At 66.5% G+C, this 25,986-nt stretch carries 26 protein-coding genes and 1 riboswitch; of the genes, 19 read left to right on the top strand and 7 right to left on the bottom strand.

The annotated features are described in order from the left end of the window. Positions 1-22: 22 nt before the first annotated feature. Positions 23-1,060, bottom strand: a complete 1,038-nt coding sequence (locus tag AVMA1855_RS08015) for an acyltransferase family protein (protein WP_284425306.1) — start codon at positions 1,058-1,060, stop codon at positions 23-25. 152 nt (positions 1,061-1,212) lie between these two features. After that, a riboswitch (S-adenosyl-L-homocysteine riboswitch) is annotated at positions 1,213-1,309 on the top strand. A gap of 68 nt (positions 1,310-1,377) precedes the next feature. Between AVMA1855_RS08015 and ahcY the strand changes: the two genes are divergently transcribed. The 5 genes from ahcY (at position 1,378) to AVMA1855_RS07990 (ending at position 6,042) form a co-directional block, all read left to right on the top strand. Continuing rightward, the gene (gene ahcY / locus AVMA1855_RS08010; protein ID WP_284413776.1) at positions 1,378-2,808 is read left to right on the top strand and encodes an adenosylhomocysteinase; all 1,431 of its coding nucleotides are present in this window, start codon (positions 1,378-1,380) and stop codon (positions 2,806-2,808) included. A gap of 117 nt (positions 2,809-2,925) precedes the next feature. Then, entirely contained in the window at positions 2,926-3,927 is a 1,002-nt protein-coding gene (locus tag AVMA1855_RS08005; protein ID WP_284425305.1) for a TlyA family RNA methyltransferase, read from the top strand. Beyond that, positions 3,924-4,766 carry a methylenetetrahydrofolate reductase [NAD(P)H] gene (gene metF, locus AVMA1855_RS08000; protein ID WP_272565118.1) on the top strand — a complete coding sequence of 281 codons (843 nt, stop codon included), beginning with the start codon at positions 3,924-3,926 and terminating at the stop codon, positions 4,764-4,766. The genes AVMA1855_RS08005 and metF overlap by 4 nt, the downstream gene beginning before the upstream one ends. Positions 4,767-4,817: 51 nt before the next feature. Continuing rightward, positions 4,818-5,420 carry a hypothetical protein gene (locus tag AVMA1855_RS07995; RefSeq protein WP_284425304.1) on the top strand — a complete coding sequence of 201 codons (603 nt, stop codon included), beginning with the start codon at positions 4,818-4,820 and terminating at the stop codon, positions 5,418-5,420. Further along, positions 5,386-6,042, top strand: coding sequence for a septal ring lytic transglycosylase RlpA family protein (locus AVMA1855_RS07990; RefSeq protein WP_284425303.1), 657 nt, complete (start codon positions 5,386-5,388; stop codon positions 6,040-6,042). Before AVMA1855_RS07995 ends, AVMA1855_RS07990 begins: the two co-directional genes overlap by 35 nt. Positions 6,043-6,052: 10 nt before the next feature. Here the strand turns inward: AVMA1855_RS07990 and AVMA1855_RS07985 are convergent, their stop codons facing one another. Beyond that, a complete protein-coding gene (locus tag AVMA1855_RS07985) occupies positions 6,053-6,946 on the bottom strand; it encodes a 23S rRNA (adenine(2030)-N(6))-methyltransferase RlmJ (protein WP_284425302.1) in 894 nt (297 codons plus the stop codon). 249 nt (positions 6,947-7,195) lie between these two features. On the opposite strand from AVMA1855_RS07985, the gene AVMA1855_RS07980 reads away from it, so the two are divergent. The 7 genes from AVMA1855_RS07980 to mdtD all read left to right on the top strand — a co-directional run bounded on the left by AVMA1855_RS07980 (position 7,196) and on the right by mdtD (position 13,393). Then, entirely contained in the window at positions 7,196-9,115 is a 1,920-nt protein-coding gene (locus AVMA1855_RS07980; RefSeq protein WP_284425301.1) for a serine/threonine protein kinase, read from the top strand. A gap of 162 nt (positions 9,116-9,277) precedes the next feature. Then, entirely contained in the window at positions 9,278-9,706 is a 429-nt protein-coding gene (rplM, locus tag AVMA1855_RS07975; protein ID WP_092745280.1) for a 50S ribosomal protein L13, read from the top strand. Positions 9,707-9,717: 11 nt separating this feature from the next. After that, positions 9,718-10,110, top strand: coding sequence for a 30S ribosomal protein S9 (rpsI, locus tag AVMA1855_RS07970; protein WP_092745279.1), 393 nt, complete (start codon positions 9,718-9,720; stop codon positions 10,108-10,110). A gap of 165 nt (positions 10,111-10,275) precedes the next feature. Then, positions 10,276-10,989 carry a DUF6776 family protein gene (locus tag AVMA1855_RS07965; RefSeq protein WP_284425300.1) on the top strand — a complete coding sequence of 238 codons (714 nt, stop codon included), beginning with the start codon at positions 10,276-10,278 and terminating at the stop codon, positions 10,987-10,989. A gap of 60 nt (positions 10,990-11,049) precedes the next feature. Next, entirely contained in the window at positions 11,050-11,448 is a 399-nt protein-coding gene (locus AVMA1855_RS07960) for a bactofilin family protein (protein WP_272565112.1), read from the top strand. 59 nt (positions 11,449-11,507) lie between these two features. Next, the gene (gene erpA / locus AVMA1855_RS07955) at positions 11,508-11,873 is read left to right on the top strand and encodes an iron-sulfur cluster insertion protein ErpA (protein ID WP_008907234.1); all 366 of its coding nucleotides are present in this window, start codon (positions 11,508-11,510) and stop codon (positions 11,871-11,873) included. A gap of 95 nt (positions 11,874-11,968) precedes the next feature. Beyond that, entirely contained in the window at positions 11,969-13,393 is a 1,425-nt protein-coding gene (gene mdtD / locus AVMA1855_RS07950; protein ID WP_272565111.1) for a multidrug transporter subunit MdtD, read from the top strand. Positions 13,394-13,397: 4 nt separating this feature from the next. Here the strand turns inward: mdtD and AVMA1855_RS07945 are convergent, their stop codons facing one another. Then, positions 13,398-14,507: an anhydro-N-acetylmuramic acid kinase gene (locus AVMA1855_RS07945; protein WP_284425299.1), complete on the bottom strand. Its 1,110-nt coding sequence runs from the start codon at positions 14,505-14,507 to the stop codon at positions 13,398-13,400. A 22-nt stretch (positions 14,508-14,529) separates the two neighbouring features. Beyond that, positions 14,530-15,891 carry a M23 family metallopeptidase gene (locus AVMA1855_RS07940; RefSeq protein ID WP_284425298.1) on the bottom strand — a complete coding sequence of 454 codons (1,362 nt, stop codon included), beginning with the start codon at positions 15,889-15,891 and terminating at the stop codon, positions 14,530-14,532. A gap of 178 nt (positions 15,892-16,069) precedes the next feature. Here AVMA1855_RS07940 and tyrS point away from each other — a divergent pair, with 178 nt between their 5' ends. Continuing rightward, positions 16,070-17,305, top strand: coding sequence for a tyrosine--tRNA ligase (tyrS, locus tag AVMA1855_RS07935; RefSeq protein WP_284398336.1), 1,236 nt, complete (start codon positions 16,070-16,072; stop codon positions 17,303-17,305). A gap of 31 nt (positions 17,306-17,336) precedes the next feature. Here the strand turns inward: tyrS and AVMA1855_RS07930 are convergent, their stop codons facing one another. Next, positions 17,337-18,329, bottom strand: coding sequence for a LysR substrate-binding domain-containing protein (locus tag AVMA1855_RS07930; RefSeq protein WP_284425297.1), 993 nt, complete (start codon positions 18,327-18,329; stop codon positions 17,337-17,339). A gap of 118 nt (positions 18,330-18,447) precedes the next feature. Here AVMA1855_RS07930 and AVMA1855_RS07925 point away from each other — a divergent pair, with 118 nt between their 5' ends. The 5 genes from AVMA1855_RS07925 to AVMA1855_RS07905 all read left to right on the top strand — a co-directional run bounded on the left by AVMA1855_RS07925 (position 18,448) and on the right by AVMA1855_RS07905 (position 23,011). Then, the gene (locus tag AVMA1855_RS07925) at positions 18,448-18,975 is read left to right on the top strand and encodes a DUF2917 domain-containing protein (RefSeq protein WP_284425296.1); all 528 of its coding nucleotides are present in this window, start codon (positions 18,448-18,450) and stop codon (positions 18,973-18,975) included. Positions 18,976-19,169: 194 nt separating this feature from the next. Continuing rightward, positions 19,170-19,469 (top strand): DUF2917 domain-containing protein, encoded by a 300-nt coding sequence (locus AVMA1855_RS07920; protein WP_284413753.1) that lies wholly within the window; start codon positions 19,170-19,172, stop codon positions 19,467-19,469. Positions 19,470-19,754: 285 nt separating this feature from the next. After that, positions 19,755-20,525 (top strand): Crp/Fnr family transcriptional regulator, encoded by a 771-nt coding sequence (locus AVMA1855_RS07915; RefSeq protein ID WP_284425295.1) that lies wholly within the window; start codon positions 19,755-19,757, stop codon positions 20,523-20,525. A gap of 167 nt (positions 20,526-20,692) precedes the next feature. Further along, positions 20,693-22,129: a bifunctional UDP-N-acetylglucosamine diphosphorylase/glucosamine-1-phosphate N-acetyltransferase GlmU gene (gene glmU, locus AVMA1855_RS07910; RefSeq protein ID WP_284425294.1), complete on the top strand. Its 1,437-nt coding sequence runs from the start codon at positions 20,693-20,695 to the stop codon at positions 22,127-22,129. A 3-nt stretch (positions 22,130-22,132) separates the two neighbouring features. Beyond that, positions 22,133-23,011: a sensor histidine kinase gene (locus tag AVMA1855_RS07905; RefSeq protein WP_284425293.1), complete on the top strand. Its 879-nt coding sequence runs from the start codon at positions 22,133-22,135 to the stop codon at positions 23,009-23,011. Between the two features lie 33 nt (positions 23,012-23,044). On the opposite strand, the gene AVMA1855_RS07900 is transcribed toward AVMA1855_RS07905, so the two are convergent. Then, on the bottom strand, positions 23,045-23,557 hold the full coding sequence (locus AVMA1855_RS07900; protein ID WP_284425292.1) for an Lrp/AsnC family transcriptional regulator: 513 nt from the start codon (positions 23,555-23,557) through the stop codon (positions 23,045-23,047). Positions 23,558-23,695: 138 nt separating this feature from the next. On the opposite strand from AVMA1855_RS07900, the gene glmS reads away from it, so the two are divergent. Beyond that, a complete protein-coding gene (gene glmS, locus AVMA1855_RS07895; protein ID WP_284425291.1) occupies positions 23,696-25,618 on the top strand; it encodes a glutamine--fructose-6-phosphate transaminase (isomerizing) in 1,923 nt (640 codons plus the stop codon). Between the two features lie 103 nt (positions 25,619-25,721). On the opposite strand, the gene AVMA1855_RS07890 is transcribed toward glmS, so the two are convergent. Next, a partial coding sequence (locus AVMA1855_RS07890; RefSeq protein WP_284425290.1) for a hypothetical protein occupies positions 25,722-25,986 on the bottom strand: 265 nt, incomplete at its 5' end.

Below are 25,986 nucleotides of genomic sequence, written 5' to 3'. Positions count from 1 at the left end.
CCGCCTTGGCCGCTCGCAAGGGTCAGGGGGCCGCTTGAGGCGCCACGGGCGTTCGCTGGAACCACCGCTTGAACCGCAGCGCCGGTGATTCCACCAGGTGCCAGGAGGCATAGCCTGCCACGGCGGCCAGTGCCACCGACAGCATCAGGCTCGGAATGAACGCCAGATCGGGCCAGAGCGCATACACCGACTGCTGCACCGGACAGCCGTACAGATAGATGCCGTACGACGGGTCCCCGCCGCGCTGCAGGAAGGCCAGCGCGGGCACGTTCAGCGAGCCGATGTGGATGAGTAGCGGCGGCAGCAGGAGTAGGCCTGCCGTGTGCTCCATCTGCAATCCGAAGAACAGCACGGCGGCCAGCGGCGCCAGCAGGAGCAGCAGCCGGCCGGAGCGGGCATGGAACGCATCGCGGAAGACGGCGATGAGCGCGCCATAGGTGAAATAGGCGGGGTATTCGAACCAGTGCCGCATCTCGCCCGTCAGGTCGGCATTGCGGGCGGTGATAAAGAACGCGATGTAGGCCACAGCGGCGAGGCTGGCGAGCCAGCGAGACCGGAACACGCCGAGCAACCCCGCACCCGCCAGCACCAGGTAGCACAGGCTTTCTATCGGGATGGTCCACAAGGGCCCATTCATCAGGTGCTTGATCGGGTTGTTTTCGAACACGCCCGGCAGATAGGGGTAGTCCCTGATCAGCAGCAGGTTGCGAAAGTAGCCGAGCGTATCGGGGTGGGCCAGAAAGTCCGCGGCCGGCAGCGAGTTGAAGAAGATCCCGAACAGAAAGACGTTGGTGAGCACGGCGAACAGCACCCCGGGCCAGATCCGTAGGAACCGCTTGGACAGGAACGCCAGCGCCTTGGGCTGGCGCAGCCAGCTCTGGGTGACGAGGTAGCCGCTGATCGTGAAGAACGTCATCACCGCCACGCCACCCACCATGTCGGAATGCAGCCAAGTGGGCGACGCGGTGTGCGTGATGTGGAAGTGGTGGCTGAAGATCACCGCGCTCGCCGCGCAGATGCGCATCCGATCGAACAGGTTGCCCCGGTGTTGTGTGGACATTGTCTCTGGGTTCTTCTGGCCCTTTGCGGGCGTATCGCTGGTTGTCTTGTTGTCATGGGCGGCACCTCGAATCCATGCCGGTCTCGGTTCTGCAGCGCGCCACGGTCGGCGCGCTGGTATGGGCGCGAAGCGCGATGTCCTTATAATCGCCGCTTTCCGAGGAGCGTTGCAGCGTCTTTACCCCCGGTGCCCGGTGTGCGGCAGGGACGCGAGGCTCGGATCATCATTTTGCAACGACGCTCGCCCACGCTTCTTGTGCGGTGAGTGAGCCATTCCCCTCCGATGCGTGGTTTTTACCTTCTTTACCGGAGAAAACCATGAGCGCAGTTCTCAAGCCCCAGGCCGACCAGGCCATCGCCGACCTTTCCCTTGCCGCGTGGGGCCGCAAGGAAATCCGCATCGCCGAGACGGAAATGCCCGGCCTGATGGCCATCCGCGACGAGTTCGCCGCCAGCCAGCCGCTCAAGGGCGCGCGCATCACCGGCTCGCTGCACATGACGATTCAGACCGCCGTGCTGATCGAAACGCTGAAGGCCCTGGGCGCCGACGTGCGCTGGGCGTCGTGCAACATCTTCTCCACGCAGGACCATGCCGCTGCCGCCATCGCGGCCACGGGCACGCCGGTCTTCGCCATCAAGGGCGAGTCGCTGGAAGATTACTGGGACTACACCCACCGCATCTTCGACTTTGCGCCTAAGGGCAGCGCGGGCGAAGGCCCCAACATGATCCTGGACGACGGCGGCGATGCCACGCTGCTGATGCACCTGGGCCAGCGCGCCGAGAAGGACGCCTCCCTGGTCGCCGGCAACGGTGCCAGCGAGGAAGAGCGCATCCTGTTCGCCGCCATCCGCAAGAAACTGTCGGAAGACGCGACCTGGTACACCCGCAAGTCGGCCGAGATCATCGGCGTGACGGAAGAAACCACCACCGGCGTGCACCGCCTGAACGAGATGTCCGCCAAGGGCACGCTGCTGTTCCGCGCGATCAACGTGAACGACTCGGTCACCAAGTCCAAGTTCGACAACCTGTACGGCTGCCGCGAATCGCTGGTGGACGGCATCAAGCGCGCCACCGACGTCATGATCGCCGGCAAGGTCGCCGTGGTGGCCGGCTACGGCGACGTGGGCAAGGGCTCCGCCCAGGCACTGCGCGCGCTGTCGGCCCAGGTGTGGGTCACCGAGATCGACCCCATCAATGCCCTGCAGGCCGCCATGGAAGGCTACCGCGTGGTGACGATGGACTACGCCGCCGACAAGGCCGACATCTTCGTGACGACGACCGGCAACAAGGACATCATCACCCACGACACCATGGTGAAGATGAAGGACCAGGCCATCGTCTGCAACATCGGCCACTTCGACAACGAGATCGACGTCGCGTCGATCGAGAAGTACGAATGGGAAGAGATCAAGCCCCAGGTGGACCACATCACCTTCCCGGACGGCAAGAAGATCATCCTGCTGGCCAAGGGCCGCCTGGTCAACCTGGGCTGCGGCACGGGCCACCCAAGCTTCGTGATGTCGTCGTCGTTCGCCAACCAGACCATCGCGCAGATCGAGCTCTTCACCAAGCCCGATGCCTACGAGGCCGGCAAGGTCTACGTGTTGCCCAAGCTGCTGGACGAGAAGGTCGCGCGCCTGCACCTGAAGAAGGTCGGCGCCATGCTGACCGAACTGACGGACTCGCAGGCCGCCTACATCGGCGTGAGCAAGAGCGGCCCCTACAAGCCCGACACCTACCGCTACTGATCGGTGGATGGCCGGCCGGCCATCCGCGCCGGCTGCTGGTTTGCTATAAAAATAATAGCTTCCTGCGCTAGATGAATATGCGCTGGAGGCCTTTTTGACTCTGAAAAGGACGGGCGCATGCGCGCAGACGTGTATCTGGTGGACAAGGGCCACGCCGCGACCCGGTCGCAGGCGCAGCGCCTGATCGCGGCCGGCGTGCAATGGCGGCTGGCACCCAGCCTGCCCTGGCACAAGGTGGCCAAGAACGGTGACGAGATTCCGGACATCGCCGAAGTGCAGTTGCTCGACCAGTCCGAGGCGCGCTACCTCTCGCGCGGCGGCCTCAAGCTGGAAGGGGCGCTCGTATCCGCGGGCCTGGACGTGGCGGGCTGGCGCTGCCTGGACGTGGGTCAGAGCACCGGGGGCTTCACCGACTGCCTGCTGCAGCGCGGCGCGGCCCAGGTGATCGGTGTGGACGTGGGCCACAGCCAGTTGCACGACCGCCTGCGCCAGGATCCACGCGTGGTGGCCGTGGAAGGCGTCAACGCCCGGTCATTGACGGCCGCATCGCTGCAGGAAGCCTGCGAGGACGCCCTGTCCGAGCAGGTCGAGCAAGACCCCGACGACAACGAGACCCAGCCCGAAGCGCCCTACAGCTGGATGCGCAACGGCGGCTTGATCGACGACGAATACGACGACAGCGACGACGCCAAGGAACACGACGTCGAAGCCTTCAAGGCCGAGCGCTCGGCCCGGGCGCGGGCCCGCGCGGAGGGCGCCCTGCCCACCGTGCGCCGGCGCCGGGCAGGGCTGGAGCAGGTGGACATCACCCCGGTGTTCGACCTGGTGACGGGCGATGTGTCGTTCATCTCGCTCACGCTCATCCTGCCGGCGGTGGCGCCGCTGCTCAAGGCCGGCGGCGACCTGCTCATGTTGGTCAAGCCGCAGTTCGAACTGCAGCCCGGCCAGGTGGGCAAGGGCGGCATCGTGCGCGATGTGGCGCTCTACGCCGTGGTCGAGCAGCGCATCCGCGACTGCTGCGCGGAACTGGGCCTGACCGTGGCCGCCTGGATGGACAGTTCCATCGATGGCGGCGACGGCAACCGTGAATTCTTCGTCCATGCAAGGAGGGCGGCATGAGTGCCTCCAATCCACCCTTACCCGTCAGTTTCGAATTTTTCCCCCCCAAGACGCCCGAAGGGGCCGAAAAGCTGCGTGCCGTGCGGCAGGCGCTGTATGCCCGGCGGCCCGAGTTCTGCTCCGTCACCTACGGTGCGGGCGGCTCGACGCAGGAGGGCACCTTCACCACCGTGCGCGAGATTCTGGCGGAGGGCGTGAGCGCGGCCTCGCACTTCTCGTGCATCGGCGCCACGCGCGAGACGGTGCGCAGCCAGCTGGCCACGCTCAAGGCCATGGGCGTGAAGCGCCTGGTGGCCCTGCGCGGCGACCTGCCGAGCGGCTACGGCGCGGGCGGCGAGTTCCACTACGCCAGCGATCTGGTGGCTTTCATCCGCGCGGAGACGGGCGACGACTTCCACGTGGAAGTGGCCGCCTACCCCGAAGTGCATCCCCAGGCCCGTTCACCCGAAGCCGATCTGCAGGCCTTCGCGCTCAAGGTGCGGGCCGGCGCGCACTCGGCCATCACGCAGTACTTCTTCAATGCCGACGCCTACTTCCGCTTCGTGGACGACACGCGGCGGCTGGGGCTGGATGTGCCCGTGGTGCCGGGCATCATGCCCATCCTGGGCTCCACGCAGCTCATGCGTTTCTCCGACGCCTGCGGCGCCGAAATCCCACGGTGGATCCGCATGCGGCTGCAGGGTTTTGGCGACGACACGGCCAGCATCAAGGCCTTCGGCCTGGATGTGGTCACCGGGCTGTGCGAGCAGCTGCGCGACCGTGGCGTGCCGGGCCTGCACTTCTACACGATGAACCAGAGCGCCACCACGCTGGAGATCTGCCGTCGGCTGGGTCTCTAGACGCCGGCGGTCACTCCGGTAATATCGCCCCTTCGTTTTTCGTGCCCTTCCATGACGTCCGCCTTCGCTCCCCTGTTGGTCGCCACCCTGTGCTGCGTGGCGTCTGCCCCGTCGTGGGCCCAGACGCGGTACGTCTGCCGGGATGCCGCGGGCAACAGCTTCACGATGTCGCGCCCCTGTCCTTCGGGCACGACGACGTCGGTGGCGGCCGCAGGGCCTGTCTCCCCGCCCCCGGCGTGGCGCTATGAGCCCCCCGTGCGTTCCGTGCCCGAAGGGCCGGCGTACCAGCGCTACATGAGCGCCCGTTGCCGGTCCCTGAGCGACACGCTGCGCGGAGGCTCCTCCGGCATTCAGCCCGACGCCTACGCCGGCATGCGCCGGGAGTACCAGCGCGATTGCCACGACGAGGAATCCGACGCTTCCTCCCGCTATTTCAGGGAGCAGAGCGAGGCGCGCAGGCAGCGGCAGGAGCAGGAACAGCAACTTCGCGTGGCGGCCCAGACCTCCCGCGAAGAGGCCACGCGCCACGCCGAACAATGCCGGGAGTCGCGCCGCATCCTCACCGCCAAGCGGGCCCGCACGGACCTGACCGAAGGCGAAAGAAAGGACCTGAAGCGTTTTGAAGACGCCTACGAAACGCGCTGCCAGCGCTGAACTGCCCCACCACCTCTGTGCGCTGTTGTCGGGCGCGCTGCTGTCGTGCGCCCTGGTGGCCTGCGCGGTCAAGGCACCCGTGCCCGGCGACGACACCATCGCGGCGCCGCAAAAGCCATCGGTTCCCCTGCCTGCGCCAGCCCAGCCGCCCCGCGCCGCGGCCCCTGTGAAGCCCCCGCCGGCCATTGCGGGCGATGCGCCATCCAACCCGTCGGACGCGGACGCCTCCTCCGAGAGCGACACCGCCGATGCGTTCGTGCAGGAAGGCTTGGCCTCCTGGTACGGGGCGCGTTTCCACCGCCGCCGCACGGCCAGCGGAGAGCGCTTCGACATGAACGAATTCACCGCCGCCCACCGCACTTTGCCCTTCGGTACGCGCGTGTGCGTGCGCAGCCTGGTGACCGGCCGCGCCGTGCAGGTGCGCATCAACGACCGCGGGCCCCACTCGCCCGGCCGCATCATCGACGTGAGCCGCGCCGCCGCCGGGGCGCTGGGGCTGCTGGGGCTGGGCACCAAGCCGGTCGTGGTGTCGCAGGCGCCGGAGGATGCCGCGGCGCAGTGCCCCGATGCCTCGGCTTCCGGCCTGTCGCAGGCCGGCCCGTTGCCAGCCGCTGGCGAATAGGCGGACGGGCTCAGCCGCCCGACTCGAGCGTGTGCGAGGCGTGATGGTCCTGCGCCAGCAGTTCGGCCATCTGCGGCAGCGCGGGCTTGAGCGCCGCTTTCAGCGTGAACGGCGGATTGATCAGGAACATGCCGCTGGCCGGCAACCCCGGGCGGCGGGCCTGTCCGTCCGCGGCGCCCGTCACCTTGCTCGATTTCACGGTGAGCGTGGCATGCAGCCACGACTTGCCGGCCTTGGTCGCCAGCGTCTTGAGCCGCCGCGGCAGGTCATGGGCTTCGGGCCGGGGAATGATCGGGTACCAGACGGCATAGGTGCCCGTCGCAAAGCGCTTGAGCGAGTCTGCGGCCATGTCCAGGACGCGCCCATAGTCGCTCTTGATTTCATAGCTGGGGTCGCACAGCACGAGAGCGCGGCGGGCCGGTGGGGGCAGGAATTTCTTGATGCCTTCGAAGCCATCCTCATGCAGCACCGCCACCTGGCGGCCGGCCTCCAGCTGGGCCACGTTGCCGGCCAGCGCGCGCAGGTCGGTCGGGTGCAGTTCGAACACCTTGAGCTTGTCGCGGTCGCGCAACAGGCGCTGCGTGATGAAGGGCGAGCCGGGATAGACCCGCGTCACGTTGCCTTGGTTGAAGGCGCCGACCATGTCGACGTAGGCCTGCAGAGCGGGCGCCAGGGGCTCTTTGAGCACAGCGGGCGGCACCAGGCGCAGGATGCCGTCCCCCGCCTCTCCGCTCGTGGCGGCATAGTCGCCGTCCAGCCGGAACAGGCCGGCGCCGGCATGGGTGTCCAGCACGGTGAGCGCTGCGTCTTTCTGCGTAAGGTGTTGCAAAGTGGCAATCAGCATCGTGTGCTTGAGCACATCGGCGTGGTTGCCCGCATGGAAGGCGTGGCGGTAACTGAACATGATGGGCCAATGGTAACCACGCACCGCCCGGTTGCCGCGTGATCGTGCCCCTCGTCGGGGTGCAGTGGGGCCCGGGGGCGCTGCCGGTGCGACGGCTTGGGGGCAGTCGCCGGGCGCTTTGTTGCCGCCAGGGGGCGGGCTTGCTGCATGATGGCGGCTTCGGCCAATGTGTTGCAATCCATCCACTTGTCCGTTGCCGGGTGCGCCGTTGCTGGTGCACCATTGCCGCCCGAAAGCCCAGCCGTCACCATGTCCGCCATCACCAGCACCGAACCCCCGACCGACGTCCACCACGTCGACGCCCTGCCGGCCGGGACGCGCCTGGGGGAGTTCGAGGTGCTTTCGCTGCTGGGGGTGGGCGGGTTCGGCATGGTCTACAAGGCGTTCGACCATTCGCTCCTGCGCTTCGTGGCCATCAAGGAATACATGCCGTCGGCGCTGGCGGCGCGGGCGCAGGGGCAGTCGCTGTGGGTGCGGTCTTCCACCCAGGAGCAATCCTTCCAGGCGGGCCTGGCCTCGTTCGTGAGCGAGGCCAGGCTGCTTGCCCAGTTCGACCATCCCTCGCTGGTCAAGGTCTTCCGATTCTGGGAAGCCAATCACACCGCCTATATGGTCATGCCGCTCTACACGGGCATGACCCTCAAGCAGGCCCGCGCGCACATGCGCACGCCGCCGCCCGAGGCCTGGCTACGCAAGCTGCTGTGGTCGGTGCTGAGCGCGCTGCGCGTGCTGCACGACGGCCAGACGCTGCACCGCGACATTTCGCCCGACAACATCTTCCTGCAGGACAGCGGCCCTCCCGTGCTGCTGGACCTGGGTGCTGCACGCCATGCGATCAGCGACCACGGGCACCAGCACACGGCGGTGCTGAAGGTCAATTACGCGCCGATCGAGCAGTACAACGACGGCGAGAGCGATCTGCGGCAGGGCCCGTGGAGCGATCTTTATGCCCTCGGTGCCGTGGTGCATGGCAGCCTGTGCAACGACACGCCGCTGCCGGCCACGTTGCGGTCGATCCGCGACCGCATGGTGCCGTTCTCACGGGTGGCCAAGACCGTGCGGCGCCAGTTCGGCGTCGAATATTCCCCGCCCTTCTTGGCCGCGATTTCACAGGCATTGGCCCTGCGGCCGGACGAGCGCCCCCAGAGCATCGACGAATTCCTGCGCACCATGGACATGGTCGCTCCGCCGGAGGGCATCGACCAGTTCGATTTCCGCGCCGAGCTGGGCGATATCTGGTTGGAGCCGGCCGACCGGCATGGCACGGGCGTGGCGGTGCCCATGATCGACATCACCTCGGTTCCTTTGCCGACGGTGGGCGCACCCTTGCCTGCGCCTCTGGCCGCTGCGGTGGAGGCGCCGACGGTGGACACGGGTGCGCAGTTGCACATCGATCGGCAGGAGGCTGGCGACACCGTGGTGTCCGATGGCCAGGACACGGTTTTCATGGATGGAGGACAAGAGGTGGCAGATACCGTGACAGGTGGCGATACGGTTTTTGAGGAGCGCCGTCCTCAGCATCCGGAACGGCTGGGGCGTCCGAAGACCCGCCGCAGCCAGGCTGCGGGCGAGGAATCGCCGGCATCGGCCGCCGCTGGCGTGCGCCGCCGTCCCTTGCTTTGGGCGGGTGCCGGCGTGGTGGCCGTGGCCGTGATCGCTGCCGGACTGTGGTGGAACGCCTCGCGCGACACGCGCCATCCCACCAAGTACACACCAGAAGACCAGATCATCACGGAACTGGCCGAGCCGCCAGCGCCGGTGGCCTCTGCGCCTGCCGAAGTGATCCCCGTGGTCGATGAAGCGGCCGCCGCACCGGCGCTGCCAGCCGCATCCGCTGCATCGGTGGCCGCAGCGCCCGCATTCGTCGTTGCATCGGCACCACGGCCCAAACCGGCGCCCCGCAAGGTCGCTGAGCCCACGCCAGCGGCCGTGGCCGCGGAAGCGCCCGCGTCGCCCGAGCCTGCGCCGGCTCCGGCGGCTACGCCCAAGCCGGCGGCCACACGCGTGGCGGGGCCGGACGAAGCGTGTGCCAACGCCGGATTCATCGCCCGACCGATGTGCATCCACCAGCAATGCCAGAACGCGGCGGTGGCCAACCACCCGCTGTGCGTCGAGAACCGCCGCAGGCTGGAAGCCGAAGAACGCCGCCGCACGATGCTGTCCCAATAGCCTTGCCTTGGCATTTTCCCGCCGCTTCGTATAATGGCGGGCTTCGCAGCGCTTTTTTGGTCCCGCGGCGGAGCATTCACACCACCTAAGAGGCTTCCTTCAGAGATGCACCGACCGTGGAAAAGGACCGACAAACCCCCCGTTCTTTGAAAAGAGAAACTCATGTCTACTTTCAGCGCAAAGCCCGCTGAGGTCGTGCACGAGTGGTTTGTGATTGACGCGACCGACAAGGTCCTCGGACGAGTAGCCAGCGAAGTTGCTCTCCGTTTGCGCGGCAAACACAAGGCCATTTATACGCCTCACGTCGATACCGGTGACTTCATCGTCATCATCAACGCCGCTCAGCTCAAGGTCACCGGCACCAAGTCCCTGGACAAGGTGTACTACCGCCATTCGGGCTATCCCGGCGGTATCACGGCCACGAACTTCCGCGACATGCAAGCCAAGCACCCCGGCCGCGCGCTGGAAAAGGCTGTCAAAGGCATGCTGCCCAAGGGTCCCCTGGGCTACGCGATGATCAAGAAACTCAAGGTGTATGGCGGTGCTGAGCATCCCCACACCGCCCAGCAGCCCAAGGCGCTGGAAATCTAAGGAGCCTTGAGATGATTGGTGAATGGAACAATGGCACCGGCCGTCGCAAATCCAGCGTCGCCCGCGTGTTTCTCAAGAAGGGTTCCGGCAAGATCACTGTGAATGGCAAAGACATTCAGCAGTATTTCGGCCGCGAAACCTCGATCATGATCGCCAAGCAGCCGCTCGCGCTGACCAACCATGTCGAAACCTTCGACATTCAGGTCAACGTGCACGGCGGCGGTGAATCCGGCCAAGCCGGTGCGACCCGCCACGGCATCACCCGTGCCCTGATCGACTACGACGCCACGCTGAAGCCCGCACTGAGCCAAGCCGGCTTCGTGACCCGCGATGCACGTGAAGTCGAACGTAAGAAGGTCGGTCTGCGTTCTGCACGCCGCGCCAAGCAGTTCTCCAAGCGTTAAGCTTCGCCGCTGCAAAAGACTGCCATGCCGTACTGCGCCTTTACAAAGGCTGCAAGAGGGGCATGTCAGTCGGCCGAAAGCACTATCGGGTGCTTTCCGGCTTCAGAAAACCGCCTGTCCGGCGGTTTTTTCATTTCTGCTCCTCCATTTGGTGGATAGGGAAACATGCGACTCAAGCTGCTACGGCGCCGGTTGACCATCAGTGCCCCGCGGGTGTCGGTCCGCAGCGCGATGCCATGGCCTGTTCGCTGGGTGCTGCTGGCCATTTTCTTCGGCCTGTGCGCCGCGCTGGCGCTCTGGGCCTTCGAGTTCGGCAAGAGCATCGCAGGCCTGGACTCCCGCTCCCGGGCCGAACTGGTGCGGTTGCGCGAAGAGGTAGCTCAGTTGCGCGAGGAGCAGCGCTTGCAAAAGGACACGTCGAGTTCCACCGGCACGCTGCTGACCGCAGAGCGCACCACGATGGATCGCCTGATGGCCCAGATGCGCCAGCTGGAGGCGGACAACCGCGCCCTCCGGGACGATCTGGGCTTTTTCGAAAAACTCATTCCTGCAGGCAAGACCGAGGGCGTCAGCATCCGTGGACTGCAGGCCGACGTGATCGGCGGCAATCAGTTGCGCTGGCAGGTGCTGGTGATCCAGCCGGTGCGCAATGCGCCGGACTTCCGTGGGCGGCTGGAGTTGCTGCTGGCAGGCACGCGCGATGGACGCCCCTGGACACAGGCGATGCCTGCGGATGGGCAGCCCCTTCAGTTCCAGCAGTACCGCCGAGTGGAAGGGTTGTGGCCTTTGCCCGGCAATGCCGTGGTAAAAACCGTGACCGCGCGGGTCTTGGAGGGCAGTGCGGTGCGTGCCACCCAGACCCTGAGCATCGAAGAATAGCGGCGGTGGCGGCGTCGGCAATGGGCCATTCCCTCCCGCGCCAACCGACTGGAGTGTTCCATGTTCTCTCGCAAGAAGCAGCCCCCGATCAAGAGCCTGATTGCCCATGGCACCCGCATCAACGGCGAAGTGCGGTTTTCCGAGGGCCTGCGGATCGATGGCGAGGTGGCAGGGGACGTGCGGGCCAGCGACGAGCAGCCCAGCATTCTGGTGATATCGGAGTCCGCCCGGGTCGAAGGCGCGGTGCACGCGGCCCATGTGATCGTCAACGGCACGGTGCTCGGACCGGTGCATGCTGCAGAACTGCTGGAATTGCAACCCAAGGCCCGAATCACCGGCAACGTGCACTACAAATCGCTTGAAATGCACCAAGGTGCCACGATATCGGGACAGATGAGCCCATCGACCGTGCTGGTCGAGGAAAAACCCACACTGAAGTTGGCGTCAAACGCCAGCTGACCCACATTCGAGGGGCATTGCAGTACCATCGACGGCAAACCCTCCCGAAGGAGCACTCCATGAGCGCCGTAGCCGAAAACATCCAGACCGAAATGCCCGCCCCGATCCTGTTCACCGACAGCGCGGCGGCCAAGGTGGCTGACCTGATTGCCGAAGAAGGCAACCCCGACCTGAAATTGCGTGTGTTCGTCCAGGGCGGCGGATGCTCGGGCTTCCAGTACGGCTTCACGTTCGATGAAATCACGAACGAAGACGACACCACCATGACCAAGAACGGCGTCTCGCTGCTCATCGATGCCATGAGCTACCAGTACCTGGTCGGTGCCGAAATCGACTACAAGGAAGACCTGCAGGGCGCCCAGTTCGTCATCAAGAATCCGAACGCGACCACCACCTGTGGCTGCGGATCAAGCTTCTCCGCCTGATGGCGCGATTTTTCGCCTGACTCAAAAGCCGCCTTCGGGCGGCTTTTTGCTGGGCATGTGCGGCGGAACACCTCACCGCCGTTGATCGGAACGGCATGCAACAAGAGCGCTCCCTTCAAATCCTGCTGTGGCTGGTGGCCGTCGGGTTCTTCATGCAGACGCTGGACGCCACCATCGTCAACACGGCCCTGCCCACCATGGCGCACAGCCTGGGGGAAAGTCCGCTGCGCATGCAATCGGTCGTGGTGGCGTATTCGCTGTCCATGGCGCTGCTGATCCCGGCATCGGGCTGGGTGGCCGACCGCTTCGGCGCACGGCGCGTGTATTTGAGCGCCATCGTGCTGTTCGTCGTGGGATCGGTGCTTTGCGCTGTGTCGAGCCGGCTGGACCAACTGGTGGCGGCGCGGGTGGTGCAGGGCCTGGGCGGAGCGCTGTTGCTGCCGGTGGGGCGGCTGGTGGTGCTGCGCACCTTTCCGCGCGAGAAGTTTCTGCAGGCCATGAGCTTCGTGGCGATCCCCGGCCTCATCGGGCCGCTGATCGGCCCCACGCTGGGTGGCTGGCTGGTGGAGGTGGCATCGTGGCACTGGATCTTCCTGATCAATGTGCCGGTCGGCCTGATCGGGTGCCTGGCGACCCTGCGGTACATGCCGGCCGTGCCCGGCGCCCCGGTGGCCCGCTTTGACCTGGCGGGCTATCTCATGCTGGCCTTCGGCATGGCGGCGCTGTCTCTGGCGCTGGATGGACTGTCGAGCCTGGGGCTGCGGCAGGCGAGTGTGCTCGTGTTGCTGATTTTCGGGCTGGCGAGCCTGGTGGCGTACTGGCTGCATGCGGCGCGTAAGCCGAACCCACTGTTCTCGCCCCGGCTGTTCTCGGTGGCCACGCTGCGCATCGGGCTGCTGGGCAACCTGTTTTCGCGCCTGGGCAGCTCGTGCATGCCCTTCCTCATCCCCCTGATGCTGCAGGTGACGATGGGCTACACCCCCCTGCATGCCGGACTGATGATGCTGCCGGTCGCATTGGCCGGCATGTCGATGAAGCGTTTCACGACGCCATTGATCACGCGGTTCGGCTACCGCCGCGTGCTGGTGGGCAACACGTTGATGGTGGGGATCACGATGGCGAGTTTTGCCCTCTCGACCCCCTCGCAGCCGCTGTGGTGGCACATCGTGCAACTGGCGATCTTCGGCGCGGTGAATTCGCTGCAATTCACTGCGATGAACACGGTCACGCTCAAGGACTTGAACCAGGGCATGGCCAGCAGCGGCAACAGCCTGCTGTCGATGGTGCAGATGGTGGCCATGGGCATGGGGGTGGCCGCCGCGGGCGGGGTGCTCTCGGCATTCACGGGCCACTTCGGGAGCGGGGGCGCGCAGCAGACGCTGTGGGCCTTCCAGGGCACGTTCGCCTGCATGGGGCTGGTGACCATCGCCTCGGCAGGCATCTTCTGGCAGTTGTCTCCACGCGATTCCGAAAGCGGCGCGGCTGCGGACGATGTGCCCGACGTGCCGGAGCACGTCTGAGCCATCAGGCGGGGTAGATCGCGCCCAGGATGCGCGGCCCGGCCGCACCGGTGACGCTGGCCAGATTGCCACTGCGCCGCTCCACGGCTCGGTGGGCCAGCCAGGCGAAGGCGGCGGCTTCCACCTGCAGGGCCGGCATGCCGTGCTCGTCGGAAGCCGATACGGCGGCCCCGGGCGCAAGCGCCTGCAATCGACGCATGAGGTGGCCGTTGAGGGCGCCACCGCCGCACACGATCAACGGGCCGTCGCCTTCACCGAAACGGCGAACGCCATCGGCGCAGACACTGGCCGTGAATTCGGTCAGCGTGGCCTGGACATCGGCCGGGGCGGCCGATGCGAACGCCGGCAGGTGCCCTTCCAGCCAGGTGGGGTTGAAAAGGTCACGTCCTGTGCTTTTGGGCGGTGGCTGCGACAGATACGGCTCGGACCGCAGTGTGCCGAGCAGTGCGGGCAGGACCTGCCCGCTGGCGGCCCAGGCACCGTCGCGATCGAACGGTTGGCCCGTGTGCTGCTGGCACCAGTGGTCCATCAGCGCGTTGCCGGGCCCGCAATCGAATCCCAGCACCGCACCCTGTGCACCCAGCACGCTGAGGTTGGAGATGCCGCCGATGTTCAATACGCAGACTGTCCGGCCGGACTGGCCGAACACCCCCTGGTGAAACGCCGGTACCAGCGGTGCACCCTGGCCGCCTGCCGCCACGTCGCGGCTGCGGAAGTCGGCCACCACGTCGATGCCCGTCGATTCGGCCAGCAGGGCGGCGTTGCCCAGTTGCAGTGTGTAGCCGGTGCCGTCAAAAGTCTGGGGGCGGTGGCGCACCGTCTGCCCGTGGGCGCCGATGGCGCGAACGGCGGAGGGCGGCAGGCCGGCCTGTCTCAAAAGCGTGTGCACCACGCTGGCATAAGCGCGTGCCAACGCATTGCCGGCCAGCGCCGCGCGGTGGAGTTCGTCGGCACCGGGTGTGTTGAGCGCAAGCAGCTCTGCTCTTAAATCAGGAGCAAAGGGTGCGCATGCATATTGCGCGACCTTGCATTTTTGTTCGGAGAAATCTGCCAGCACCCCGTCGACTCCGTCGAGCGAGGTGCCCGACATGAGCCCGATGTACAGCGCTGGCATGGGGCCGGAACGCGCAGCGCGCTTACTGGGCGCTGGCTTGCTGCACCTGGGCGGCAGCCGACAACTGGATACGCATGTTCGATGCCAGGCGGTTGAAGGCGGCGCGCGAGGCGCTGGACACCGGCGTGGCGGCTTCGCTTTGCTGCGCGATCACCATGGGGTCCTGGTGCTGGCCATCCACGCGGAACTCGAAGTGCAGGTGGGGACCGGTGGCCCAGCCCGTCGCGCCGACGGCGCCGATGGTCTGTCCCTGCTCCACGCTCTGGCCCTTGCGCACGTCGATGCGGCTCAGGTGGGCATACACGGTGACGTGCTGGTTGCGGTGCTTGACGTAGATGACGTTGCCATAGCCGTTCTGCACCCCGGCGAAATCGACCGTGCCGTCGCCCACGGTGCGCACGGCCGTGCCGGTGGGCGCTGCGAAGTCGGTGCCCAGGTGGGCGCGCCACTTTTGCAGGATGGGATGAAAGCGCATCTTGAAGCCGCTCGAGATGCGCAAGAACTCCACCGGCGAGGTGAGGTAGGCGCGGCGCATGCTTTCGCCGTCCAGCGTGTAGTACGCGCCCTTGGAGGCGGGCGTGTCCTGGAACCAGACGGCGTCGTGCGTCTTGCCGTTGTTGTGGAATTCCGCGCTCAGCACGCGGCCGCTGCGCAGCGGCTCGCCATCGGCTTCGAGCGTTTCGTAGACCACCGAGAACCGGTCGTCCTTTCGCAGGGCACGGTGGAAATCGATGTTGCTGGCGAACACCTCGGCGATCTGCGTCGCCACGGCATCGGGAATGTTGGAAGCGTCGGTCGCGGCGAACAGCGAGCTGCGGATGATGCCGCCAGCCAGCCGCGTGCCCACGGTGAGCGGCGCCGTCTCGACGCGCGAGGTGAATTCGTTGCCCTTGCGTTGCACGACCAGCCGGCGGAAATTGCCGCTGTCGTCCTGGACCCAGCGCGCCGTAAGGCTGATGAGGCGGTGGTCATCCGTGGTTTCTGCCGATACCGAGCGGCCCGAGCGGCCCAGCAGGGTCTGGCGCACCTGGCCGTCGCTGCGCAGGAAGGCCGCGGCCGCTGGGTCCGCCACACCCAGGCGCTGCAGGATGGCTTCGGCAGTGTCGCTGCTGCGGGTCTGGTCCGAGCGGTAGAGGGAATAGTTGGGGATGTCCACCAGCGCCGGCAGGGACTGGTCGCTGGCCAGCGAATCCACCGCGTATTCGACGGTGCTGCGGGGCAGGTCGGCGGGGTCCGGCGCGAAGGAGGCAACAGCGAAAGCGCCGCCGCCGCCCGTCAGCAACAGCGTTGCGATGGCGGCGGTGATGCGTTTGGGATGGGTCTGGGCGATGCGCGATAGCCGGTCCAGCAGTGCGAGGCTGGCGGATGTCAAGCCATTGTTCAAAGTGTCTTACCCCAGGGTGAGGTGCGTTCGGGCCGGGTGGGGGCGGAACGCACGAGCTTAGGTCAGGCTGCAGCCATTCGGTGCAAGGGTCCGAACCGGCAGGACCACTAGAATCCGCCACTGCAAATGTGGGCCGTAGTATAACGACGAGCGCCCCGGAAACCCCAAAAAAACCCTTATGAATCAATCTGCTGTTACAACATTCCCAATCACCGATGGTGTAGGACGGGCGCTTGAGGTATCGCTCCGGGGCGCTGACGAATTGCTGCCCCGCGACGAATGGACGAAGAAGCTGGCACGCTCCGAGGCGACCGGCGTGCCGCTGCGCATCAAACTGGGGCTGGATCCGACGGCGCCGGACATCCACATCGGCCACACCGTGGTGCTCAACAAGATGCGCCAGTTGCAGGACCTGGGGCACCAGGTGATCTTCCTGATCGGCGACTTCACCAGCCTGATCGGCGACCCCTCCGGCCGCAACAGCACCCGGCCGCCCCTCACCCCCGAGCAGATCAAGGCCAATGCCGAGACCTACTACCGCCAGGCCAGCATGGTGCTGGACCCGGCCAAAACGGAGATCCGCTACAACAGCGAATGGAGCGAGCCGCTGGGCGCGACCGGCATGATCCAGCTCGCCGCCAAGTACACGGTCGCGCGCATGATGGAGCGCGACGATTTCCACAAGCGCTTTTCGACCGGGCAGTCGATCAGCGTGCACGAATTCCTCTATCCGCTCATGCAGGGCTACGACTCGGTGGCGTTGAAGAGCGACCTGGAGCTGGGCGGCACCGACCAGAAGTTCAACCTGCTCATGGGTCGCCATCTCCAGCAGGAGTACGGCCAGGAGCCGCAGTGCGTGCTCACCATGCCGTTGCTGGTGGGTCTGGACGGCGTCGACAAGATGTCGAAATCCAAGAACAACTACATCGGCATTGCGGAAGACGCCAACACGATGTTCGCCAAGGTGCTGTCCATCTCCGACACGCTGATGTGGGACTGGTACACGCTGCTGTCGTTCAAGTCCCTCGCCGAGATCGCCGCGCTCAAGGCCGAGGTGGAGGCGGGCCGCAACCCCAAGGACGCCAAGGTGATGCTCGCCAAGGAGATCACCGCGCGCTTTCATAGCGCGGCGGCCGCCGATGCGGCCGAGGCGGACTTCATCAACCGCAGCAAGGGCGGGGTGCCCGACGAGATTCCCGAGGTGGCCCTGGCCGGGGCGCCGCTGGGCATCGGCGCGCTGCTGCGCCAGGCCAACTTGGCGCCTTCCGGCAGCGAGGCCAGCCGCCTGATCGATGGTGGTGGCGTGCGTGTGGACGGTGGTGTCGTCAGCGACAAGGGGCTCAAACTGGAAGCGGGCACTTACGTGCTCCAGGTGGGCAAGCGCAAGTTCGCGCGGGTCACGCTCAGCGCCTGAGCGCGCCGGACTGCGGCACGGGCCGCACGCGTCAATCCAGGTTGTCGCTCAGATCGGGGTCGGGCACGTCGCCGATCGCCTCGCGCGTGGCCTGTGCCTGCAGGGTGAGCCAGGCGCAGAACGCCCGGATTTCCGGCCGCTGCCCGCCGCGCGGCCCCACGAGCAGCCAGTACGCCAGCGGTGAATCGAGCCGGTAGCCCGGCAGCACTTCCACCAGATCGCCCGACGCCAGCGCGTCGGCGATGAGCGGCATGCGCGCCAGGGCCAGGCCCTGGCCGGTGAGCGTGGCCTGCACGATCTGATGGGCGTAGTTGAAGTACAGCCAGCGCTTGGGCTGCAGCTTTTCCTGCCCATTGAGTTCGAACCAGCGGCGCCAGGTGAGCCATTCGAGGTGCATGGTGCGGTGCGCATCGCCCGCTTCGATGAGCGTGAAGCGCGCCACGTCCGCGGGCCCGCGGATGGGCGGATTGCTCTTGATGAGCCAGGGGCTCGCCACCACGGCCAGCTGCTCGCCGAACAGGCGCTGCGAGCCGCTCATGTTGGCGCTGGGCAGGCTGTAGCGCAGGGCCAGGTCCACGTCGGCGGTTTCCAGGTCCACGGCCACATCGCTCGCGTCGATGCGGATGTCGATGTCGGGGTTTTCGCGCTGGAACTCCTCCATGCGGGGAATGAGCCACATCGAGGCGAAGCTGGCCCAGGTGGTGATGGCCACGCTTTTGCGGCCCGCGGTCTGCCGCACCAGCCGCACGCAGGCATCCATGCGTTCAAGAGCCGGGGCGACGGCCCGCTGCAACTGCGCGCCGGCGCTGGTCAGCTCCACCGCCCGGGTGTGGCGCAGAAACAGCGGCACGCCCACTTCTTCTTCCAGCGCCTGGATCTGGCGGCTGACCGCCGACTGGGTGAGCGACAGCTCTTCCGCGGCCGCCCGGAAGTTCAGGTGGCGGGCCACCGCGAGAAAGGCGCGCCAGTGGCCGACCGCCACTGGCCGGGTGCGCAAGTGGGTGATGGGGGCAGGCAGATTCATGGCTGGGATTGATGAGGCTTGGGAATCAAATTATCTCCGGCTTTTCATTGGACCGGATGGGGGTGGTGAGTCGAATATCCAGTCCTGTCAACACCGAAATTCATGCAAGGAGCACTCCATGTCAAACCCTTCCGTTCTGGAATCGCAACAATCCCGGGTGGGCGCTGCGTCGGCCCGGACGATGGCGGGTTGCTGGATTTTGCCCCCACGCCGCGCCTTGGGTTTGTATCCCACCCAGCGGTCGCGGCTGCGCATCGAGCGCGGCGGTGTCTGGCTCACGGTGACAGGCGGCAAGGGCGCACTGCCCAGCGACTGGTTCCTCGGCGAAGGCGATGAGCAGATGCTCGAGCCCGGGGTCCATGCCGTCATCGAGCCGTGGCACGGCGGTCGGGCCGCGCTTTCGGGTGGCGCGGTGGCCGAAGGCGTGCAATTTCGCTGGGATCCGGTCGCCCTGCCAGCGCCCGCAGTGCACTCCGAGGCTTGGTCGCGGGGCGTCGTAGCGCCTTGGGCGGACTTGGTGGGGGCTTTGCGCGGGGCGGCGTGGGCTGGGGCCCGGCTGGTGAAAGGGCTGCTGCAGTGGGCGGGAGCAGGCCGTTGGGCGCCAACGACTGCACCTCGGACCTGCATTGATGCGCAATGCGAATAGATCAGGGAGGTCTTTTGCATTGATGTGGTTCCGGCATGAATCGCCTGGGGCGTTTTCATTGGACGGTGCCACATTGCCAGACGCATGATAGGCACATTGCTAGGGTTTTCCAGGAGAAAGAAATGACCGCTTCAAATGTTCTGAATTTTCAACAATCCGCTGTCTTGCCTCGCGGAGAGGCGAAAGACATTTGCATGCTGGCCATCGGCAATGCCCACAGCCTGCGCCCCCGTGTGCCGATGGCCCTGCGCGTGATGTCCGGCCATGCCTGGGTCACGCTCGACGACGGCCCGAACGGTGAACGCGACGTGGCAGCCGGCGACGTCTTTCTCAATGCCGGCCAGACCTTGTGGGTGGCGGCCGGCCAGCACGCCGTCATCGAGCCCCTGGGCCGCGATGCCGTGCAGTACCGCTTCAGCGCTTCGGCGGTGGTGCGCCATGCGGACAGTGCCTTGAAGGCCCGCTCCACGCAAGGCGAGGCCTGCTGCGCCTGAAGTCTTTCTTGCTGCCGTTCCCCCAGGGAATCGCAGCGAGGCGGCAAGAAACTGGCGCGGTGGCGCTGAAGGCGGGCCGGAAGCTGTCAAAGCTCCCGGCCCGTTTGACATTTCAGGGCCGGTCGGCAGGCTGATGAAAGATCTCCCAGCGGGGGAGAAAGTCAATCGGCGCTGGTGCGCCGGCGCAAGGTCTGTGGCGTGCCGTGCACAGTGTCAAAAGACATAGGGAGGAGTACCCTGGTGTGCCTAGAATCGCCGCCCACCAGTTCTCACCGATTCGCCTTTATGAGCGTGGACTTTGCTTCTGAATCCCTGGCGCACGCCATTCCGCGCCATTGCGATGCCTGCCGGTTGCGCAACACTCCTTCCGCTTTCACTCCGGTATCGCTGCAGGAGCTGCAGTTCATCGACCAGTTCCGCTGCGGCACCGCCACCGTGGCGGCTGGGGGCACGCTGATCCGCGAGCACCAACCCAACGGCAAGCTCTACACGCTCTACACCGGTTGGGCATTCCGCTACAAGACGCTGTCGGATGGGCGGCGCCAGATCCTCAACTTCCTGCTGCCGGGCGACCTGGTGGGGCTGCAGCAGGAGTTCGGCGACACCGCGATGCACGGCGTGGAGGCCGTCACCCCTTGCGCGTTCTGCGTGTTCCCGGCCGACGGGCTGTGGTCGCTGTTTCGCGACCATGGCCGGCTGGGCTACGACGTGACCTGGCTCGCGGCGCGCGGCGAAGGCATGGTGGACGACAACCTGCTCACCACCGGCCGTCGCAATGCCACCGAGCGCGTGGCCATGCTGCTCATGCACTTGTACCGCCGGCTCGACCGCCTGGGACTGTCCGAGAACGGCACCGTCGAATTCCCCATCACCCAGCAACACATCGCCGACTCGCTCGGGCTGTCGCTCGTGCACACCAACAAGACGCTGCGGCGCCTGGCGCAACTGGGTCTGCACGAGATCGCCGATGGGCGGCTGCGCATCATCAATCCGCGCGCGCTGGCCCGCATCGCCGAGTATTACGACGCCATCCCCCGGCCGGTACCCCTGCTCTAGGCTTTGGGTGAAATCGGCCTTCAGTGCAATAAGTACTAGGGCATATTGCTATTAATTTTGTAGCAATCTTAAAACCCCTGGCGGGCGCGGCAGGGCGCCGATAATCGGCGGATTCCCCTGGGACGCCGGTCGCCGTGCCGCGCGGCCGCAACCGAACGGACCCTTTCATGACAGCACTGGACATCATCATCATGGCGGCGGGCAAAGGCACGCGCATGAAAAGCCGCACCCCCAAGGTCCTGCAGCGCCTGGCGGGGCGCCCGCTGCTGCGCCATGTGCTCGACCAGGCGTCCAGCCTGCAGGCGCGGCGCGTGGTGGTCATCACTGGCCATGGCGCGGAGCAGGTGGAGGCCGCCGTCGCCGGCGGTCCGGGGGGCGATTCCGGCGCCGGTTTCGAATTGAAGTTCGCCCGCCAGGAGCCGCAGCTCGGCACCGGCCATGCCGTGCAGCAGGCGATGCCCGCGCTGGCGGGTGACGGCACCGTGGTCGTGCTGTCGGGCGACGTGCCCCTGACCCAGGCCGCCACCTTGCATGCGCTGGTGGAGGCCTCGGCGCGGGAGCGGCTCGCGCTGCTGACCGTGACGCTGCCCGACCCGGCCGGCTACGGCCGCATCGTGCGCGATGCCGCCGGTGCGGTGCAGGGCATCGTGGAGCACAAGGACGCGAGCGAGGCCCAGCGCGCCATCACCGAGGTGTACAGCGGCATCATGGCCGTGCCGGCGCAACGGCTGGCCGGCTGGCTCGCCCGGCTGCGCAACGACAACGCCCAGGGCGAGTACTACCTGACCGACATCGTCGCCATGGCCGTGGCCGATGGGGTACCGGTGGTGGCCCATCGCATCACTGACGCATTGCAGGTGGCGGGCGTGAACAGCCCACTGCAATTGGCGGAGCTGGAGCGCGCGCACCAGGCCCGCCAGGCCGCGGCGCTGATGGAGCAGGGCGTGCGCCTGGCCGACCCGGCGCGCTTCGATCTGCGCGACGATGCCCGCATCGGGGTCCGGGGCCGGCTGGTCTGCGGGCAGGATGTGGAGATCGACGTGAACTGCGTCTTCACCGGCCAGGTGGAGCTGGGCGAGGGCGTGCAGATCGGTGCGCACTGCTGCATCGCCAATGCCACCATTGCGGCGGGCGCGGTGATCCACCCCTACACCCACATCGACGGCGAGAAAGCCGGCGTGCAGGTCGGCCCGGGCGCCCTGATCGGGCCTTTCGCCCGCCTGCGCCCGGGTGCCCAACTGGGCCGCGAGGTGCACATCGGCAACTTCGTCGAAGTGAAGAACTCCACGCTGGCCGATGGCGCCAAGGCCAACCACCTGGCCTATCTGGGCGATGCCACGGTGGGCGAGCGTGTGAACTACGGCGCGGGCAGCATCACGGCCAACTACGACGGGGCCAACAAGTTCCGCACCGTCATCGAGGCTGACGTGCACATTGGCAGCAACAGCGTGTTGGTGGCGCCCGTCACCATCGGCGCCGGTGGCACGGTCGGCGGCGGCTCCACCATCACGAAGGACGCCCCGCCGGGCGCGCTGAGCGTGGCGCGCGGCCGGCAGGTGATCATCGAGAACTGGAAGCGCCCCGCCAAGGTGCCCAAGGCCTGAGCCATGGATGGCCCCCGCAGCGATCTGCCGGATGCAGCGGGCCGCGTGCAGGCCGATGAGGTGGCGCGCCTGCGGGCGGAGCTTGACGCGGCGCGGCAGGAGTATGAGGCGTTCCTGCGGGCCGTGTCGCACGACCTGCGCGCGCCCGTGCGCCACATCCTCGCCTACGGCCGGCTGTTGCGGGAGACGGTTGCAGAGAGCAATGCCGATCCCGAGGCGCTGCAGTTTCTGGACACCATCGCGCAGGCAGGCCAGCAGCTCGGCGGCATGATCGACGGGCTGATCCAGCTGGGGCGCATTGGCTCAGCCCCTGCCACGCTGGGCCCGGTCGCGCTGGGCCCGGTGCTGCAGAGCGCGGTGGCTGCGGCGCGGACTGCGGCTGCGGTAGCGCCGTCACCCAAAAGCGGGGCAGCGAAAGCGCCCGTGTCTTCCGAAGAGGGATCGGCTGGCGCCTGGATCGACGCCGTGCAATGGGATCTGCCCGCGGCCGAGGCCTGCCCCGTGCTGTGGGCGGACGCGGGCTGGCTGCAGGAGGTGCTGGTGGCATTGCTGGACAACGCCCTCAAGTTCTCGCGCGGGGCCCAGCCGCCACGCATCGCCGTGCAGGTGCGGCCGGCACCCGGCGATCGGGTGGACATCACCGTGCGGGACAACGGCGCGGGCTTTCCCGCCGCGCAGGCGGGGCAGCTGTTCCAGGTGTTCCAGCGGCTGCATCCGGCCAGCCAGTTCGAGGGCCTGGGCCTGGGGCTCGCTCGGTGCCGGCGCCTGGTGGCGCGCATGGGCGGCACCATCGGCATCAGTGTGGCGCCCCACCACGGCTGCACGGTGTGCCTGCAATTGCCGGCCGCGGGGGCGCCTGGGCCGGACGCCGCCACCGGCTGAGCGCGGCGATGGCCGCCGCGCCAGTCGGGCGGCTCATGGGGTGTGGGGAGCCAGGCTCTCCGGACGCACGCACGGCAGCTTCGGCTCGAACTTGCTGCGCTTGAGGCTGAAGAAGGCCTTCACGTTGCGCACGTTGCCGTCGCTGGAAAACAGGCGCTGGGCCAGGGTCAGGTAGCCCGGGATGTCCTGCGCATAGATCACCAGAATGAAATCCGGCCCCGGCGATACGCGGTAGCACTGCTGCACTGCGGCTTCCGGCTGCATGCGCTGCTCGAACGTTGCCAGGCGTTCGGTGTCCTGCCGGTCCAGCGTCACTTCCACGATCGCGGTGATGCCGTGGCCCAGGTGCCGTGCCAGAGCATCGGGCTGGATCAGGGCCACCTCCCGCTCGATCAGGCCCGCCTCGCGCAGGCGCTTGACCCGGCGAAGGCAGGTGGGGGGCGACACGCGAACCGCTGCCGCCAGGGCCTGATTGCTGGCTGTGGCGTCGTCCTGCAGGGCACTCAGCAGTTGAAGATCAATGTCATCAAGAAATAATGATTCCATGAAATACATTTTATGGAATTAAATTTCAATGGGTGTTTTTTAGGAAATTTAATTCCGTAAATTGATCGAATAATTAATACATATTTCTTGCCGCCCTGCCTACCATCGCCCATCCACATTCCTTTCAGGAGATCGTCCATGTGCGGCATCGTCGGCGCGGTATCCACGCGCAACATCGTTCCCATCCTCGTGCAAGGCCTGCAGCGCCTGGAGTACCGCGGCTACGACTCCTGCGGGGTGGCCATCCACGATGCCAGCCTGGGCGCCTCCCGCACGGGCGGCCTGCGCCGCGCCCGCAGCACGGCCCGCGTGGCCGAGTTGCTGGAGCAGGTGAACGCCGAGCAGGTCGAGGGAGCCACCGGCATTGCCCATACCCGCTGGGCCACGCACGGCGCCCCGGCGGTGCACAACGCCCATCCGCACTTCAGCCACGGCACGGGCACAGGCGATCCCACGGCCGATGAGCCCCTGCGCCTGGGCCGCGTGGCGCTGGTGCACAACGGCATCATCGAAAACCACGAGGAGCTGCGTGCCGCCCTCCAGGCGCGTGGCTACACCTTTACCAGCCAGACGGACACCGAAGTCATCGCGCACCTGGTGGACAGCCACTACAGCGGCGACCTGTTCCAGGCCGTTCAGGCCGCCGTGGTCCAGTTGCATGGCGCCTACGCCATTGCCGTCATCCACAAGGACGAACCCCACCGCGTGGTGGGGGCGCGCGCCGGCTCGCCGCTCATCCTGGGCGTGGGGGAGGGCGAGCATTTCCTGGCCAGCGATGCCATGGCGCTCGCCGGCGTCACCGACCAGATCGTGTACCTGGAAGAGGGCGATCTGGTGGACCTGCAGCTGGGCCGCTACTGGATCGTGGGCAAGGGCGGCCAGCCGCTGGACGCCAACCGGCGCCCGGTGCGCACCGTGCAGGCGCACAGCGGCGCGGCCGAACTGGGCCCTTACCGCCACTACATGCAAAAGGAGATCTTCGAGCAGCCCCGCGCCATCGCCGACACGCTGGAGGGCGTGCGCGGCATCGTGCCCGAACTGTTCGACGGTGCCCCCGGTCCGGACGGCGAGCCCGGCGCCGCCGCCTGGCGCGTGTTCAAGGAAATCGATTCCGTGCTCATCCTGGCCTGCGGCACCAGCTACTACAGCGGGTGCGCGGCCAAGTACTGGCTGGAGTCCATCGCCGGCATTCCCACCCAGGTGGAGGTGGCCAGCGAGTACCGCTACCGCACCAGCGTGCCGAACCCGCGCGCGCTCGTCGTCACCATCAGCCAATCCGGCGAAACGGCCGACACGCTGGCCGCGCTGCGCCACGCGCAAAGCCTGGGCATGCTGCACACGCTCACCATCTGCAACGTGTCCACCAGCGCCATGGTGCGCGAATGCAAGCTGGCCTACATCACGCGTGCCGGCGTCGAGATCGGCGTGGCCTCGACCAAGGCCTTCACGACGCAGCTGGCGGGGCTGTTCCTGCTTACCCTCGCCATCGCGCAGTCGCGAGGCCGCCTGACCGACGACCAGGAGGCCGAGCACCTGAAAGCCATGCGCCATCTGCCCGTCGCGCTGCAGGCCGTGCTGGCGCTGGAGCCGCAGATCATCAGTTGGGCCGAGGACTTCGCGCGCATGGAAAACGCACTCTTCCTGGGCCGCGGGCTGCACTACCCCATCGCGCTCGAAGGCGCGCTGAAGCTCAAGGAAATCAGCTACATCCATGCCGAGGCCTACCCGGCAGGGGAGCTCAAGCACGGCCCTCTGGCCCTGGTGACCAGCGCCATGCCGATCGTGACCGTCGCCCCCAACGACGCGCTGCTGGAAAAGCTCAAGAGCAACATGCAGGAAGTGCGCGCGCGCGGCGGCGTGCTGTATGTGCTGGCCGATGGCGACACACGGATCGAAAGCGGCGAAGGCCTGCATGTGATCCGCATGCCCGAGCATTACGGCCCGCTGTCGCCGCTGCTGCACGTGGTGCCACTGCAATTGCTGGCGTACCACACGGCTTGTGCCAGGGGGACGGACGTGGACAAGCCCCGCAATCTGGCCAAGAGCGTGACGGTGGAGTGAGTGCCTGTGGTGGCTCCCGCACTTATTCTGGGTAATTAAAGTCGTAAACACGCAAATAAAGTCGTAAACAAGCCTCCAGCAGTCATGCGGGTTCGCGGGGTGGTCATTTGTAACGGTAAAGTCGTAAACTCGAACTCGACGGGTAAAGACGACCTCGAAATACGAAGACAACCGCAGATCTACTTGGGTTTGTTGCTATAAAAAAAGAGCGCTCAGTTTGAGCGCTCTTTTTCTTTGGCTTTGACCCGTCCTGAATGAGGTTGACACCTTTCTGTTCATCAGAAAGGAAAGTCAAGTGGATCAATGGGTTAAGAGAACGCAGAAGGACTACACACTGGCCTTTAAGCTGGCGGTGGTGGATCAGGTAG

The sequence above is a fragment of the Acidovorax sp. SUPP1855 genome (assembly GCF_030158955.1).
Taxonomy (GTDB): domain Bacteria; phylum Pseudomonadota; class Gammaproteobacteria; order Burkholderiales; family Burkholderiaceae_C; genus Paracidovorax.
This window is presented reverse-complemented; position numbering and strand designations above follow the sequence as displayed.

What these genes read in the sequence shown, in the direction of transcription:
- AVMA1855_RS08015 (WP_284425306.1), bottom strand. Translation starts at nt 1,060, where the DNA reads ATGTCCACACAACACCGGGGCAACCTGTTCGATCGGATGCGCATCTGC.
- AVMA1855_RS07960 (WP_272565112.1), top strand. Translation starts at nt 11,050, where the DNA reads ATGTTCTCTCGCAAGAAGCAGCCCCCGATCAAGAGCCTGATTGCCCAT.
- AVMA1855_RS07985 (WP_284425302.1), bottom strand. Translation starts at nt 6,946, where the DNA reads ATGTTCAGTTACCGCCACGCCTTCCATGCGGGCAACCACGCCGATGTG.
- AVMA1855_RS07915 (WP_284425295.1), top strand. Translation starts at nt 19,755, where the DNA reads ATGAGCGTGGACTTTGCTTCTGAATCCCTGGCGCACGCCATTCCGCGC.
- metF (WP_272565118.1), top strand. Translation starts at nt 3,924, where the DNA reads ATGAGTGCCTCCAATCCACCCTTACCCGTCAGTTTCGAATTTTTCCCC.
- rplM (WP_092745280.1), top strand. Translation starts at nt 9,278, where the DNA reads ATGTCTACTTTCAGCGCAAAGCCCGCTGAGGTCGTGCACGAGTGGTTT.
- AVMA1855_RS07980 (WP_284425301.1), top strand. Translation starts at nt 7,196, where the DNA reads ATGTCCGCCATCACCAGCACCGAACCCCCGACCGACGTCCACCACGTC.
- erpA (WP_008907234.1), top strand. Translation starts at nt 11,508, where the DNA reads ATGAGCGCCGTAGCCGAAAACATCCAGACCGAAATGCCCGCCCCGATC.
- AVMA1855_RS07945 (WP_284425299.1), bottom strand. Translation starts at nt 14,507, where the DNA reads ATGCCAGCGCTGTACATCGGGCTCATGTCGGGCACCTCGCTCGACGGA.
- rpsI (WP_092745279.1), top strand. Translation starts at nt 9,718, where the DNA reads ATGATTGGTGAATGGAACAATGGCACCGGCCGTCGCAAATCCAGCGTC.
- mdtD (WP_272565111.1), top strand. Translation starts at nt 11,969, where the DNA reads ATGCAACAAGAGCGCTCCCTTCAAATCCTGCTGTGGCTGGTGGCCGTC.
- AVMA1855_RS07920 (WP_284413753.1), top strand. Translation starts at nt 19,170, where the DNA reads ATGCTGGCCATCGGCAATGCCCACAGCCTGCGCCCCCGTGTGCCGATG.
- ahcY (WP_284413776.1), top strand. Translation starts at nt 1,378, where the DNA reads ATGAGCGCAGTTCTCAAGCCCCAGGCCGACCAGGCCATCGCCGACCTT.
- glmS (WP_284425291.1), top strand. Translation starts at nt 23,696, where the DNA reads ATGTGCGGCATCGTCGGCGCGGTATCCACGCGCAACATCGTTCCCATC.
- AVMA1855_RS07930 (WP_284425297.1), bottom strand. Translation starts at nt 18,329, where the DNA reads ATGAATCTGCCTGCCCCCATCACCCACTTGCGCACCCGGCCAGTGGCG.
- AVMA1855_RS07965 (WP_284425300.1), top strand. Translation starts at nt 10,276, where the DNA reads ATGCGACTCAAGCTGCTACGGCGCCGGTTGACCATCAGTGCCCCGCGG.
- AVMA1855_RS07925 (WP_284425296.1), top strand. Translation starts at nt 18,448, where the DNA reads ATGTCAAACCCTTCCGTTCTGGAATCGCAACAATCCCGGGTGGGCGCT.
- AVMA1855_RS07905 (WP_284425293.1), top strand. Translation starts at nt 22,133, where the DNA reads ATGGATGGCCCCCGCAGCGATCTGCCGGATGCAGCGGGCCGCGTGCAG.
- tyrS (WP_284398336.1), top strand. Translation starts at nt 16,070, where the DNA reads ATGAATCAATCTGCTGTTACAACATTCCCAATCACCGATGGTGTAGGA.
- glmU (WP_284425294.1), top strand. Translation starts at nt 20,693, where the DNA reads ATGACAGCACTGGACATCATCATCATGGCGGCGGGCAAAGGCACGCGC.
- AVMA1855_RS07900 (WP_284425292.1), bottom strand. Translation starts at nt 23,557, where the DNA reads ATGGAATCATTATTTCTTGATGACATTGATCTTCAACTGCTGAGTGCC.
- AVMA1855_RS08005 (WP_284425305.1), top strand. Translation starts at nt 2,926, where the DNA reads ATGCGCGCAGACGTGTATCTGGTGGACAAGGGCCACGCCGCGACCCGG.
- AVMA1855_RS07995 (WP_284425304.1), top strand. Translation starts at nt 4,818, where the DNA reads ATGACGTCCGCCTTCGCTCCCCTGTTGGTCGCCACCCTGTGCTGCGTG.